The sequence below is a fragment of the Microbispora sp. CA-135349 genome (assembly GCF_050947365.1).
Lineage (GTDB): Bacteria > Actinomycetota > Actinomycetes > Streptosporangiales > Streptosporangiaceae > Microbispora.
In genome coordinates this window covers 6,991,460-7,005,774 of record NZ_CP192001.1, presented here as the reverse complement: position 1 = coordinate 7,005,774, position 14,315 = coordinate 6,991,460, and the positions used below count along the sequence as shown (strand labels likewise).

The 14,315-nt window shown below is 73.0% G+C and carries 9 protein-coding genes; 6 read left to right on the top strand and 3 right to left on the bottom strand.

Going from position 1 to position 14,315, the window contains the following annotated elements; all coding sequences use genetic code 11:
• The first annotated feature begins 18 nt into the window (after nt 1–18).
• Entirely contained in the window at nt 19–294 is a 276-nt protein-coding gene (locus tag ACQPZZ_RS32215) for a HesB/IscA family protein (protein WP_432925292.1), read from the top strand.
• A 19-nt stretch (nt 295–313) separates the two neighbouring features.
• Here ACQPZZ_RS32215 and ACQPZZ_RS32210 read toward each other — a convergent pair whose 3' ends face one another.
• Nucleotides 314–616 carry a hypothetical protein gene (locus ACQPZZ_RS32210; protein ID WP_363646649.1) on the bottom strand — a complete coding sequence of 101 codons (303 nt, stop codon included), beginning with the start codon at nt 614–616 and terminating at the stop codon, nt 314–316.
• 33 nt (nt 617–649) lie between these two features.
• Nucleotides 650–6,127 carry a non-ribosomal peptide synthetase/MFS transporter gene (locus ACQPZZ_RS32205; protein ID WP_432925290.1) on the bottom strand — a complete coding sequence of 1,826 codons (5,478 nt, stop codon included), beginning with the start codon at nt 6,125–6,127 and terminating at the stop codon, nt 650–652.
• Between the two features lie 506 nt (nt 6,128–6,633).
• Between ACQPZZ_RS32205 and ACQPZZ_RS32200 the strand changes: the two genes are divergently transcribed.
• The 5 genes from ACQPZZ_RS32200 to ACQPZZ_RS32180 all read left to right on the top strand — a co-directional run bounded on the left by ACQPZZ_RS32200 (nt 6,634) and on the right by ACQPZZ_RS32180 (nt 13,131).
• Nucleotides 6,634–7,560, top strand: coding sequence for a TauD/TfdA family dioxygenase (locus ACQPZZ_RS32200; RefSeq protein WP_432925288.1), 927 nt, complete (start codon nt 6,634–6,636; stop codon nt 7,558–7,560).
• A gap of 25 nt (nt 7,561–7,585) precedes the next feature.
• Complete coding sequence (locus tag ACQPZZ_RS32195) at nt 7,586–9,658, top strand: HAD-IIIC family phosphatase (protein ID WP_432925286.1); 2,073 nt, start codon at nt 7,586–7,588, stop codon at nt 9,656–9,658.
• A 5-nt stretch (nt 9,659–9,663) separates the two neighbouring features.
• On the top strand, nt 9,664–10,947 hold the full coding sequence (locus tag ACQPZZ_RS32190; protein WP_432925284.1) for a glycosyltransferase: 1,284 nt from the start codon (nt 9,664–9,666) through the stop codon (nt 10,945–10,947).
• A 28-nt stretch (nt 10,948–10,975) separates the two neighbouring features.
• On the top strand, nt 10,976–11,800 hold the full coding sequence (locus ACQPZZ_RS32185; RefSeq protein ID WP_432925282.1) for an SDR family oxidoreductase: 825 nt from the start codon (nt 10,976–10,978) through the stop codon (nt 11,798–11,800).
• Between the two features lie 68 nt (nt 11,801–11,868).
• Nucleotides 11,869–13,131, top strand: a complete 1,263-nt coding sequence (locus ACQPZZ_RS32180; protein WP_432925280.1) for a GAF domain-containing protein — start codon at nt 11,869–11,871, stop codon at nt 13,129–13,131.
• Here the strand turns inward: ACQPZZ_RS32180 and ACQPZZ_RS32175 are convergent.
• Complete coding sequence (locus ACQPZZ_RS32175; protein ID WP_432925278.1) at nt 13,124–14,278, bottom strand: NAD(P)/FAD-dependent oxidoreductase; 1,155 nt, start codon at nt 14,276–14,278, stop codon at nt 13,124–13,126. The two genes, ACQPZZ_RS32180 and ACQPZZ_RS32175, sit on opposite strands and share 8 nt — an antisense overlap.
• Nucleotides 14,279–14,315 lie beyond the last annotated feature (37 nt).

Below are 14,315 nucleotides of genomic sequence, written 5' to 3'. Positions count from 1 at the left end.
ACACACAGGAGGCGCGTCGTGCTGACAGTCACCGACCACGCCGTTCAGGCGATCCGCGATCTGATGGTGGGGGAGTACCTCCCCGAGGAGGCGGGCCTGCGCATCGCGGCCAAGCCGGGCGAGCCCGCCTCACTGGAGCTCTCGCTGGTGAGCGCGCCCTTCTCGGGCGACGAGGTGATCGAGAGAGCGGACGTGCGCGTTTTCCTCGAACCGGAGGTCGCGCAGGCCGTCGGCGGCAAGACGCTCGACGCCGAGACCGGTCCCGGCGGCCGCCCGACCTTCCGCCTGAGCTGAAACCTGTCCGAGCTGAAACCTACTGGTCGCCCTCGTCCTCCTCGTCGTCGGGCGGCAGGCCGGTGCCAGCGACCGTGTCGGCGAGCTGGTCGTCGTCGAGCCGTCCGGTCGGCGGCTGCCCGAAGGTCCCTCCTCCGGAGGCGCCGCCGCCCGAGATCCCCTTGCCGCCGACGATGCCGGCGGCGTCCTGGTCGGCCTGCTCCACCGATCCCTGCCGGGTGGCCCGGATGCCGGGCGTCCGGTTCTTGAACCGGGGATCGTCCTGCGCGTTCGTCGCCAGCTCCTCGGCGAGCTGCTTCGGGTTCATCTTCTTCTCGTCCATACGGGCCGCCGTACCCGGCGGCCCGCAGGCCATTCAGACCCCGGCGTGCCGGTTGCGCAGCGTCTCAAGGCCGACCAGGTCGTCCGGCTCGGCGTCCGGGGTCTCCTGGTCGAACCTCGCCAGGGCCGGGTGCCGCAGGGCGAGCGTGATCGTGAGCGCGATGGCGACGCCGCAGACGATGTACAGCAGGCCGATGCCGCGGCCCTCGCCGACCCCGATCACCCGGCCGACCGTGCCGGCCAGCGGGCCGTCCGCCCGCATCAGCGGCTCGAAGACCAGCCCCACCAGCCAGGCCTGTACGGCCAGGCCGACCGGCTGGGTCGACAGCGCGAGCATCCGGTTGATCGCGATCACCCGGGCGTGATAGCGCTGGGGCACCTTCGAGTGGATGATCGTCAGCCAGATGCCGTCGCTGATCGTCATCATCAGCGACATGCCGAAGGCGCCGACCGTGATGAGGATCAGCGACGGGCGCAGACCGGCGATCGCGCAGAAGACCCCGAGCACCCCGGCGGCCGCCAGCATGCCGAACATCCGCCGGTCGCGCGGGCCGCCCCACAGCGTGATGATCAGACCGCCGCAGACCGCGCCGATGCCCGCGAGCAGCGCCACCCGCCCGGTGTCGGCCAGCTCGCCGACCGACAGCACCAGCGGCGAGATCATGATGAAGCCGGTGAACAGGAAGAAGTTCACGATGAACATCGTGAAGGCCATGGCCCGAAGGCCCCGCCGCCGCAGCAGGTAGCGGAAGCCGTTGCGGATCTCGGCGGAGACCGTCTCCCTGCGCCGCCAGGCCATCGTGGCCGGGAAGCGGACGAGCAGGGTCACGACGAACGCGATCGCGTAGCAGACCACATTGGCGGTCAGGATGCCCTCGATGCCGATCAGCGCCAGCACGGCGACGGAGAACAGCGGCACCATGAGCTGGGCCACGGCGTTGCCGAGCTGGACGACGCCGCCGACGTGGTGCAGGTAGGCCTTGGGCGCGAGCTGTGGCCCGGCCGACTGCCAGGCCACCCGTTGCAGGGTCACCGAGATCGACAGCACCACCAGCAGGCCGTACAGCAGGGGCATGCTCAGCACGTCGCCCGCCATCAGCGCGAGCAGCGCCGCCTGCACGGCCAGCGACATGCCGTCGGCCGCCAGCATCGCCCGTTTTCGGTCGTACCTGTCGACGAGCGCGCCGATCAGCGGCGCGAGCACGAGCCCCGGCACCAGCCCGATGATGGCGAACAGGCCGAACTGCACCAGCGAGCCGCTCTTCAGGTACGCCCAGATCGGCACGGCGAACTCGGTCATCACGGCGCCGATCATGGAGACGATCTGACCGGTCGCCACCGTGAAGAACCGGCCGAGGCCGGGCTGCGGCCCGTCCGTGTCGGCCTTCCGGTCGGTGGACACGCGCTCCCGCCACCAGGTGGCCGTGTCGCCGGGCGCCGGGACGTGCCATTCCTCGGGGCGGTCCACGGAGGTGTGCGCGGTGGTGACGATCGCGGCCAGCTCCTCCGTGCGGTACCGCAGGAAGTAGTGACCGGCCTCGGCCATCACGACCAGCGCGGTGGTCTCCGAGACGCAGTGCCAGTCGCGGTAGCGCTCCTGGTAGAAGTCGGTCAGCGCGTCGCGGTCGCCGACGATCGAGATCACCGGGGCGCGCAACTGCGGGCTCTGCCGCTCCACGAGCTCGCTGAAGTAGTCCTCGCCGGCCCGGGCGTCCACCCGCATGGTGCCGATGATGTGGTCGACCTGCTCGGGGGCGAGGTCCTGTAGGTCGGCGCCCATCGCGCGCAGCCAGTTGGCGTGCGCGTTGGCGTTGTCCAGCGCCTTGCTGCGGAAGATCCGGCCGAGCAGGCCGTTGAAACCCTTGCTCGGGGTGGCGAACGGGAAGCTGCCACCGGTGTAGACGGCCTCGACCCGGCGCCCGGCCGCCTCCAGCCGCCGCGCGATCTCGGCGGTGAGCGCGCTGCCGACGCAGTGGCCGTACAACGCGACCGGGCCGCGCACCCGCTCGACGACCTCGTCGCACACGCGCTGGGCGGCCTCGTGGAACGGGATCGTGCTCTCCTCGACGCCCAGCTCGTGGCCGGGCAGGGCGACCGCGAACAGCGAGTGGCCGTCCGGCAGCGCGTCGGCCAGCGGCTGGTAGACCATCGCGCTGGCCCCGCCGTACGGGATGCAGACCAGCGACAGCGTGGGCGCCTTGACCGGCCGCGTGAGCTCGACCAGCAGGCCGCGCGGGCCGTCCTCGGCGGCGCCCTCCGGCGTCCCGTTGGCGGCGTCGATCAGCGCGGCCAGCTCGCGGACGGTGCGGTTGGCGATCGCGTCGAGCACGGTCACCTGGTAGCCGTCGGCGGGCAGCACCTGGCGCAGCTTGGCGACCATGCGGATGAGCAGCAGGGAGTGACCGCCGAGCGCGTTGAAGTCGCTGTCGATCGAGATCGCCTCGACGCCGAGGACCTCACACCAGACCCCGGCCACGGCGATCTCGGTCTCGGTCTCCGGCTCGGCCAGGTCCTCGCCCACCCGCACGACAGGATCGGGCAGCGCCTTGCGGTCCACCTTGCCGTTGGCGTTGAGCGGGATGGTCTCCAGCGGCACGAACACCGACGGGACCATGTATTCCGGCAGCCGCGCCGCGCAGTGGTCCGCCAGATCGTCCGGTTCGGACGCGGCGGGCACGTAGTAGGCGACCAGCCGCTTGTCCTCGGGCGTGAACGCGTGCACGGTGACGACCGCGTCCCGCACGCCGGGGTGGTCGAGGACGGCAGCCCTGACCTCGTCCAGCTCGATGCGGTAGCCGCGGATCTTCACCTGGTCGTCGAACCGGCCGAGGAAGGCGACGTCGCCGTCGCGCGTCCAGGCCACCCGGTCGCCGGTGCGGTACATCCGGCCATCCGGGGTGAAGGGATCCGGCAGGAACCGCTCCTCGGTCAGGTCCGGCCGGTTCATGTAGCCGCGGGTGACTCCCACGCCGCCGACGTACAGCTCGCCCGGCACGCCGACCGGCTGCAGCCTCCGGCCGGCGTCCAGCACGTACATCCGCATGTTGGGCAGCGGACGGCCGATCGGGACGACCTCCACCAGCTGGGCGTCCCGCACCGGGTAGACGCAGGTGCCGACCGACGCCTCGGTGGGGCCGTACTCGTTCACCAACCGGCCGGGACCGAGCATCTCCAGCCACCGGTTGGCCATCGAGCCGGGCAGCGCCTCGCCCGCCACGACGATCTTCCCGGCGAGCGCGGCGGCCTGCCCGGCGTCGATCTGGTGACCGAGCACCTCCAGGTGGCCGGGCGTGCACTTGATGAAGCTGTACGGCCCGCCGGCCGCCAGCAGCGCGCCCAGCTCGCCCATGTCGAAGTCCTGCGGCAGCACGGTGACGCGCTGACCCACGACGAGCGGCGCCCACAGGTTGGGCACCACGAGGTCGAACGCCACCGAGCCGAACAGCGGGGCGCCGCCGTCGCCCTGGGAGGCCAGGTCCTCCACGGCCCACCACACGTGGTTCACCAGCCCGCGGTGGGTGACCTGCACGCCCTTCGGCTTCCCGGTGGAGCCCGACGTGAAGATCACATACGCCATCCGGTCGATGTCGTAAGGCACGCCCACCGGCTCCGTGGGCAGGCCGTCGAAGACCCCGCTCTCCACGTCCACGACCTCGACGCCCTCGAACAGGTGCGCGTAACCCGCCGAGGTCAGGACCAGCGGGGTCGCGGCGATCGACAGCATGTCGCGGACGCGCTGCGCGGGAAACTTCGGGTCCATCGGCAGGTAGGCCGCGCCCGCCTTCCACACGCCCAGCAGGCAGGCGATGAGGTCCGGGCTCCGGTCGAGCAGCACGCCCACCGTGTCCTCCGGGCCGACGCCACGCTCGCGCAGCAGGTGGGCGACCTGGTTGGCGCGGGCGTGCAGCTCGGCGTACGTGGTCGTGCGGCCCTCGAAGGCCACCGCCACCGCGTCCGAATCCGCGTGCCGCTCCAGCAGCTCGGGCAGCGCCACGTCCGGGTACGGCCGGGCCGAGTCGTTCCACACGCCGAGCACCCGCTCGCGTTCGGCGTCGGTGAGCAGCTCCAGGCCGGCCAGCGGGGTGTCGGGGGCGGCGGCGATCCGCTCGGCCAGCGCCCGGTAGTGCCCGGCCAGCCGGGCGACGGAGTCCGCGTCGAAGCGGTCCTTCTGGTAGGTCAGGTAGAGCTCGGGGTCGCCCGTGCCGTTCAGGTGCACCAGCAGCGCGAGGTCGTAGGTGAAGTCGTCGACCTCGTGCTCCCAGACCGACGCCGTCAGCCCCGGCCAGCGCCCGCGCTGGTCACGGAAGACACGCAGCGAGAAGCCGACGGTCGACAGCGAGAAGTTGCGCGCGTCCCGGTCGCTGAGCGCCCCGGTCAGCTCGGAGAACGGCAGGTGGTTGGCGAGAGCCTCGCCCAGCCTGCGCCGCACCCCGGCCGCCGCCTCCCGGAACGAGGGGTCCCCCGACAGGTCGGCGCGCAGCGGCAGGGCGTTGACGAAGCAGCCCACGAGGGGCTCCAGCTCCACCCGGCGCCGGCCGCCGTTCACCGTGGCGATCGTCAGGTCGTCCTGTCCCGTGTAGCGCGCCAGCAGCATCGAGAAGACCGTGAGCAGCGCCACGAACGGGGTGGTCCCGGGGCCGCCGGCCTCCCGCAGCGCCGCCAGGACCTCGTCCGGCAGCGTGAACAGGTGACAGTCGCTCCGGTTGCCCTCGGCGACGGCCTGGCCGTCCCGCGCGATGGGGAGCTCCACCGCGCCGGCGCCGTCCAGCCGGTCGCGCCAGTACGCGAGCCGCCGCTCGCGCTGCTCGCCGCTCAGCTCGCGCCGGGACCAGGCCGCGTAGTCGGCGTACTGCAGCGGGGGCGGGGCCACCTCGGCGGGACGGCCCTCGTGAGCGGTCGCGTAGACGCCGGTCAGCTCGTCCACGATGATGCCGACCGACCACCCGTCGCACGCGATGTGGTGGCAGACGAACATCAGCACGTGGTCCTCGTCGGCGAGCCGGACCAGCGTCGTACGGTGGACCGGCCCGGTCTCCAGGTCGAAGCGCTCGACGGCGGCCCTGGAGGTGATCTCCCGGGCCCGGCGCTCCCGCTCGGCCTCCGGCAGTTCCCGCAGATCGACGACGTCGAGCGGCGCCGGCCCCGGGTCGAGGACGATCTGGCGGGGCTCGTGCCCGTCGCCCTCATAGACCGTACGTAGGATCTCGTGGCGTTCGACCAGGCTGTCCAGGGCGACGGTGAGGGCCCGGGTGTCGAGCGGGCCGGTGAGCCGCAGGCCGATCGTGGCGTTCGGCGCCGGTGCGCCCTCGGCGAAGCGGGCCCCGAGCCACATCTGGGTCTGCTCGTGGGAGCAGGGGGCGGGTCCCTCGCCGCGCGGGGCGATCGCGTCCGCGGCGGCGGCCCTGGCGGCCCTGGCGGCCCTGGCGGCGAGCAGCCGGCGCAGCGCCTCCTGCCTGCGGGGGGAAAGCGACGCTATTAGATGCTCGTTATCAGTCGTCGGCGATATCGTCACCGAGCGTTCTCCTCTCTGCGCAGTAATGCGCAGGACCAACTGACCACGCAGAAAAGTGGTTGAACGAGAAAACGCTTTATCGTCGATTCCGCAGGACCTCGCCGCGTATCCCGCCGCGTTCCGGGCCGAGATATGTGGGAGCGCTCCCACGAGAGTGATTGTTTCACGATACGGGATACACGTTGGGTAACGCAAGCCTCACTTCTACCTGCGGTCCGGAACGAAGAGTAAGGGGAAATCGACCTTCCGTCACTAATTGCGAGCGGCGGAACATGGGCTCTCGCCGGGGCTGTCGGCGGACACAGGTACATGTCGGATAATTTGACTTCTAGAGTCGGTGTACCGGATGAAACATGTTTCTTGCGCATGGCCCGATTCTGGTTCTATGTTGGCCGCCGGAATCTTTTCTTCGCAGGGGCGCCGCCTATTCGAGGGCCCGCCTGCCTCCTTGATTCGACTTTTCCCCGTGCTCGGCCGCGGCCGGATCCCGCGCAGAAGGAGGACGCATGGACGAGTTCTGGAAGCCCCTGGAAATAACCCCGGACGGCTCCGCCGCCACCCCCGAAGGGCTGATGGAACGGCTGCGCGAAATCAACCTGGGCGACCTGCTGGTCCGCGAGAAGGCGCTCGTCTTCCGCGGGTTCGGTGTCACGCCAGGGACCCTCGACCCCGTGATGGACATGCTGCTGCCCAACCGGCTGGCGTACGTCCACGGCAACTCGCCCCGCACCAAGGTGGGCGGCAACGTCTACACCTCGACGGAGTATCCGCCCGAGTACACGATCTCCATGCACAACGAGCTGTCGTACTCCGCCACCTGGCCCTCCCGGCTGCTGTTCTACTGCGAGAAGGCCGCCGAGAGCGGCGGGGCGACTCCCGTCGTGGACGGCGTGCGCTGGCTGGAGTCGCTCGACGACGAGGTCAGGGAGGCCTTCGCCAAGGGCGTGCGCTACACCCAGAACCTGCACGCCGGCCGGGGGCTCGGCAAGAGCTGGCAGGAGACGTTCGAGACCGAGGACCGCGACGAGGTCACCGAGTTCCTCGACCGCATCGAGGCGGACTGGCAGTGGCGGCCCGACGGCGGCGTGCGGATCTCGCAGATCAGGCCCGCCACCACCCGGCATCCCGTGACCGGTGCGGAGGTGTGGTTCAACCAGGCCGACCAGTGGCATCCCGCCTCGCTGGGGGACGAGACCGCCGCCATGCTCGCCGAGCTCATGCCGCCGGAGGAACTGCCGCAGTCGGTGACGTTCCCGGACGGTTCCGCGATCCCCGGCGACTACGTCGTCCAGGCCCGCGACCGCGGCCTGGACAACGCGGTGGACGTCGACTGGCGGGAGGGCGACCTGCTGCTCATCGACAACGTGCTGGTCGGGCACGGCCGCCGGCCCTTCACCGGCTCCCGCCGCATCCTCGTGGCCATGTCCGACTGATCACGCTCTCGAAAGGGAAACCACAGTGGACAAGATCGGGCTTGGGGTCGCCGCGACCTTCACCGCCGAGCCGCTCGGGGACGCCCTGCGGTTCTGGCTCGCCGAGCTGGACATCGAGGGAGGCGTCGGCTTCGCTCCGTACGACCAGGTGTTCCCCTCGCTCCTCGACCCGGGCAGCGTGCTCGGCCGGGCCGGTGCCGTGGCCGTCCTCGTCCGCGCGGAAGACCTGCACGGGAAGCTGAACGGGGACGCGCAGGGCGGGACCGGCGAGCTGGACGCCGTGGCCACCGACCTCGCCGCCGCACTGCGGACCTCGGCCCGCGCGTCCGGCACGCCCCACGTGCTCGTCGTCTGTCCTCCTTCGCCCGAGCACGGCTCGCCCGAGGCCCACGCGCGCCTCGCGGCCGGCCTGGTCCGGGAGTTCGAGGGCGACCGGACCGTCTCCGTGCTCACCTCGGCCGAGCCGTACGAGCCGGGGCCGGAGGCCGTCCACGACGCCTTCGCCGACCGGACCGGCAACGTCCCCTACACCGAGCGCTACTTCGCCGCGCTGGCCGCCGCGGTGGTGCGCCGCCTGCACGCCATGACCACCCCGCGTCCCAAGGTCGTCGCCGTGGACTGCGACGGCACGCTCTGGGACGGCGTGGTGGGCGAGGACGGCCCCGGCGGTGTGGTCATCGGCCCGCAGCGGTTGGAGATCTGGCGGGAGCTGGCCCGCCAGGTCGCCGCGGGCAGACTGCTGTGCCTGTGCAGCAAGAACGAGGAGAAGGACGTCCGCGAGGTGTTCGCCCGGCATCCGGAGCTGCCGGTCGGCCTGGACGACGTCGCCGCACTGCGCATCGGGTGGGAGGCCAAGTCGCGGGCGCTGCGCTCGCTCGCCGCCGAGCTCGGCCTCGGGCTCGACTCCTTCGTCTTCCTCGACGACAGCCCCGTCGAGTGCGCCGAGGTCCGGGCCGGCTGCCCCGAGGCGCTGACCCTCCGGCTCCCGGCCGACGCCGCCGGGGCGGCGGACTTCCTGCGGCACTGCTGGCCGCTCGACCTGACCGGGGTCACCGAGGCCGACCGCGAGCGCACCCGGCGCTACCAGGAGGAACGGCGGCGTGAGCAGGCCAGGAACGAGATGTCCCTCGCGGACTTCTTCGCCGCGCTCGACCTGCGGGTGACCATCACCCCGGCCGGCCCCGAGCACGAGGGCCGTGCCGCTCAGCTCGCGGAGCGGACCAACCAGTTCAACCTCTCGGGGACGCGACTCCCGGACGGCGGCGAGAAGTTCGTCGTGGACGTGCGGGACCGCTTCGGGGACTACGGGATCGTCGGCCTCACCGGCGTACGGGTGGACGGGGACACGCTGCGCGTAGGCGCGTTCCTGCTGAGCTGCCGGGCGCTCGGGCGCGGGGTGGAGCACCGCATGCTCGCGCACCTGGGGGCGCTGGCGCGGGAGCGCGGGCTGGCCTGGGTGGCCCTGGCCTTCCGGCCGACCGAGCGCAACCAGCCGGCCAGGGACTTCCTCGCCACACTGCCGGCGACGGTGGATCCGGACGGCGAGGCCGCGGCCTGGTACGTCCTCGACGCGGGCGCCGCGGCGGCCGTCGTCCACTCGCCGGTCCCTGTTGAGGAGAGGGCAGCGGGGCCCGCCGAAATCACCGGGGCCACACCGGCGGCCGTGCCCGCGGGCTGGGCGTCCGTCGAACGGATCGCCACCCGGCTGACCGGCGCGGACGCGATCCTGGACGCCATGCGGGCCACCCGCACCGTGACGGAGGTGGCCGGAGCGAGCCCCGTCGAGGCGGCCGTCATGCGGATGTGGGCCGAGCTGCTCGACGTGGCGCCGGCCTCGGTGGGCGACGGCTTCTTCCAACTGGGCGGGCACTCGCTGCGGCTGGTGCAGTTCATGGCGCGGGTGCGTGCCGAGTTCGGCGTCGAGCTGCCCTTCGACACGCTCTACACCACCTCGTTCACGGTGGCCGAGGTCGCCAAGGTGATCGAGGAGCGGCAGCTCGCCGACACCGGCGACGAGGAGCTGGCCGGCCTGCTCGACGAGCTCGCGGGCCTGTCGGACGAGGAGATCGACGCCCTGCTCGACTCCGGGAACGGCTGATCCGCATGGCCACGATGCTGCTGAGCACCCACGGCACCAACGGCGACGTGCTCCCGTTCGTACGGATCGGGCGCGAGCTCGCGGAGCGCGGCCACGAGGTCATCGTGATGACGCACTCCTGGTTCGCCGACCGGATCGCCGCCGCGGGCCTGCGGCACCTGCCCATCGACACGGCGGAGGGCTACGACCGGCATCTGGACGACGCCCGGCGATACATGCTCGATCCGCTGAAGGACCCCGACGGGGTGCTCGCGCTCTACCGGCGCAACGGCCTGTTCGAGTTGCTCGCCGACGAGGTCCGCATGATCGAGGCGCACTACCGGCCGGGGGACACCGTGGTGGTCGCCCGGCACACCTCGGGCATCGCCGCGCTGATGGCGGCCGAGCTGCGCGGGGTCCCGGTGGCGCTGGTGTCCGTCACGCCTCACCAGTACGTCTCGCTGCCGGTGCTCGCGGACCTCTTCCGGCGCGTGCTCGGGGAGGGATACGACGAGGTCTTCCGGGCGTTCGGCCTGCGCCCGGTCCGCGACTGGACCGCCTATCTGACGGGCGTCAGGACCCAGCTCGCGCTGTGGCCCGAATGGTTCGACGCCGCGGGCCAGCCGGCGCCGGAGGGCGTCGTCCGCTGCGGGTTCGTGCTCGGCGACACGGCGGAGGGGCCGGTCCCCGGCTGGGCCGAGCCGCCCGTGCTGATCACCGGCGGCACCGGGCAGGTGCTGCACGATCGCTTCTACGAGGTGGCGGCGCGGGCGTGCCGGCGGATCGGCAGGAAGGCCCTGCTGGTGAACCGGCACCCGACGTTCCAGCCCGAGTCGCTGCCCGACGGGGTGGAGTGGGTGCCGTCGGCGCCGTTCGCCACGGTCATGCCCCATGTCGCCGCGGTCGTCCACCACGGAGGGATCGGCACGCTCGCCAGGGCCTTGTCGTCGGCGACCCCGCAGGTGCTGCTCGCGCACGGTGTCGACCGCCCGGACAACGCCGAGCGGCTGGACCGCGCACGCGTCGCGGAGTGGCTGCCGGTGTCGCGCTGGGACGAGGAACGGACGGCCGCCCTGCTGGCGCGGGCCCTCGACTCCGCGGCCGACGGCGGCTACCGGGAGCGGATCGCGCCGCTCGCGGCCGACGCCGCGTCGGAGGACTCCGTGCGCGTCGTGGCCGAGCACGCCGAGGCGCTGATCGGCGCCGACGCGCTCCTGACGCGGCCGGATCCGCGTGAGCGGCTGGCGCGTCTCACCCCGGAGCAGCGCACGCGCCTGGCCGCCATGGCGCGCGCCCGCCGGGGCGTGTGAAGGAGGACCTCCCGGGTACGCCGGGCCCATGGTGGACACGACGGCGCCGATTTCACGCTTCGACTACGACAGGGTGGCGATCGTCACCGGGGCCGACTCGGGGATCGGGCGGGCGACCGCGGTGGCGCTCGCCGCCCATGGCTTCGACGTGGGCGTCACCTATCACCAGGACGAGAAGGGCGCGCTAAAGACGGCGGAACAGGTCGCGGAGCAGGGACGCCGCGCCGCGATCCGGCGGCACGACCTGATCGACCCGGTGGCGGCGGCGGCCGTGATCGACGAGCTCGCCGACGAGCTGGATGGCCTCGGAGTGCTGGTGAACAACGCCGGCACCGGCACGGCCGAGCCGCTGCTGGAGATCGACTACGACCGGTGGCGGTCGGTTCTCGCGGTCGACCTCGACGGGCCGTTCCTGTGCTCGCAGCGGGCCGCCCGCCGGATGATCGAACGCGGCGCGGGCGGCCGGATCGTCAACGTGACCAGCGTCCACGAGGACTACCCCCGCCTCGGAGCCGGGCCGTACTGCGCGGCCAAGGGTGGTCTGCGCATGCTCAGCCGCACGCTCGCCCTGGAGCTGGCCAGGCACGGCATCACGGTCAACACCGTCGCACCGGGAGAGATCGCGACTCCGATGACCGGGCAGGAGGACCGGCCGCCGCGGCCGGACACCCGGCCCGGCTACCCGCTCGGCCGCCCCGGCGACGCCCGCGAGGTCGCCGAGGTGATCGCCTTCCTGGCCGGACCGGCCGCGTCGTACGTCACCGGCGCGTCGCTGTTCGTGGACGGCGGGCTCGGCCTGATGGGCCCCCAGGCCGCCGGCGACATCGACAAGGACCTCTGGGCCTCCGCCTGACGGGCCCTTGTCGCGCGCCCCGGGCGTGGGTGACGATGGCGCCTGAAGACGCGGAGAGTGAGGGCGCCGTGACCAATCCATGGCTCGCGCTTGAGCCCGGGGCCGACGCGGCGGAACGCACCGGCGAGCTGCGCCGTGCCCACGAACGCTTCCTGTCGGCCGGCGCGATCGACGGGCCCGTGCGCGCGGTGGTGGCCGATTCGTGGCGGCGCTCCGCCCGGGCGGTGGATCCGGACGCGCTCGCGCCGCTGGAGCTCACCGACGCCGAACTGGAGGAGTATCGCGACGCGCATCCGCTGGCCCGGGTGCTGCCGCTGTTCCGCGACCTGCTGGGCGGGATCGCCGACGACGGACGGCACCTGCTCGCGGTGTGCGACGCGGCCGGCCGGCTGTTGTGGGTCGAGGGCCATCGGGGAGCGCGGGCCCGGGCCGAGCGGATGAACTTCGTCGCCGGGGCCCGGTGGGACGAGTCCCACGCCGGCACCAACGCCCCCGGCGTCGCCCTCACGGTCGGCCATCCGGTGCAGATCTTCGCGGCCGAGCATTTCGCCCTGCCGGTGCAGCCGTGGACCTGCGCCGCCGCACCCATCCACGATCCGCACACCGGCCGCCTGCTGGGCGCGGTCGACGTCACCGGCGGCGACAACCTGGCCAGTCCGTACAGCCTGGCCCTCGTGCAGGCGGCGGCCCGCGCCGCCGAGGCTCATCTGGCTACAATCCCGGCTCCGGCGGTGGCGCCCGCCGTGACGCTCACGGCCCTGGGCCGGGACGACGCCGTGCTCGCCGAAGGGGCGCGCCGCATCAGGCTCGGTCCCCGGCACAGCGAGATCGTCGTGCTGCTGGCCTGCCATCCGGAGGGGCTGAGCAGCGACCAGCTCAGTGCCGAGCTGTACGGCGGCCGCATGCTGAATCCCGTCACGCTCCGCGCGGAGCTGTCGCGGCTGCGCCACCGGCTCGGGCCGCTGCTCGACTCCCGTCCGTACCGGCTGCGGGTGCCGGTGCGGGCCGACTTCCAGGCGCTCGCCGAGCACCTGGCCGCCGCGGACGCCGGCGCCGCGCTGCGGGCCTACCGGGGGCCGCTCCTGCCCGGCTCGGACGCGCCCGGCGTCGTCTGGCAGCGCCGCCTGCTCGACGACGGCGTACGCGACCTGCTGGTGGCCCGGCGCGACCCCGGCCTGCTCGAACGGTGGACGCGCGCGCCGTGGGGGAGGGACGACATCGTCGCCTGGCAGGCGCTGCTGGCCGCACTGCCCGCCGGATCCCCGGCCCGGGCGCGGGCCGCCCGGCGGGTGCGCGACCTCGACGCGGAGTACGGCCTGCCGTTCAGGTGAGATTCCCGAGCCAGCGGAGGGCGACCGCCGCCGCCAGGCGGGGTGGCACGGTGCCCGCCCCGAGCCCGACGTCCACGAGCAGGTCGAACACCTCGGTCCGCCGGGCCGCGACGGCGATCGCCGCGTCGATGAAGCCGGGGGAGCGGGCGGCCAGTGCGAGCACGTCGGTGGTACGCAGATGCCGCCCGAGCGCCCGGCGCAGCCCACGCCGGTAGGCCCGCAGCGGATCGCCGGGCGAACCGACCGCGGACTCGGCGGCCAGCCGCCCCGACAGCAGCGCGTAGTAGATTCCCTCGCCGGTCAGCGGGTTGACGAGGCTCGCCGCGTCGCCCGCCAGCAGCACCCGGCCCGCTCCCGGCACCGGCCGCCCGCTGGACAACGGCAGATGATGGGCCCGCAGATCGCGGACGGGTGAGCCGATCTCACCCAGCTGAGGCAGGAGCCGGCGCAGCCGACCGTGCAGGATCTCGCGGCCAGGCCGGTCGTCGTCGCGCAAAGCCGGCAGCAGCAGGCCGTAGCCGACGTTGGCCGTGCCGTCGCCCACCGGGAACGACCAGGCGTAGGCCGGCCAGGCTTCCCCCTGCATGACGATGACCTGCACGTCGTCGTCCGGCGGCACGTCGGCGTATCCGCGCACCGCGATGGCGGTGTGCCGGTCCGGGCTCGGCGGGACGCCGATCAGCCGCCGTACGGCCGAGTTGGCGCCGTCGGCGGCGACGACCGTGCGGGCGACCAGGTGGCCGTCGAGCACGACGTGCTCGCCGAGGGTGGTCAGCGTACGCACCCGGTGGCGGCGGACCTCCACGCCGCGCGCCCGCGCCGCCTCGACCAGCCGGGCGTCGAAGACCCGGCGGGGCACCACGTGGTTGGGCCGCGCGACGACGGCCGAGACGTGGGCTCCACCGGGCGACGTCACCGACAGACGCGGCGCCGGGCGGTGGTCGTCGAGCAGGCCGGGCAGCCCGAGCAGCGCGAGCTCCTGCCGTGCGTGCGCCGCGATGCCGTCGCCGCAGGCCTTGTCACGTGGGAAGGCCGCCCGGTCGAGCAGCAGCACGCGGCAGTCCGGATCGAGCTGCCTGGCCCGCAACGCGGCGGCGGAACCCGCCGGGCCCGCACCGATGACCACCAGATCCCAGACGTCGTCCACGCCGTCCAGCCTGCCACCGTCCGCCGGAATCCGGCCG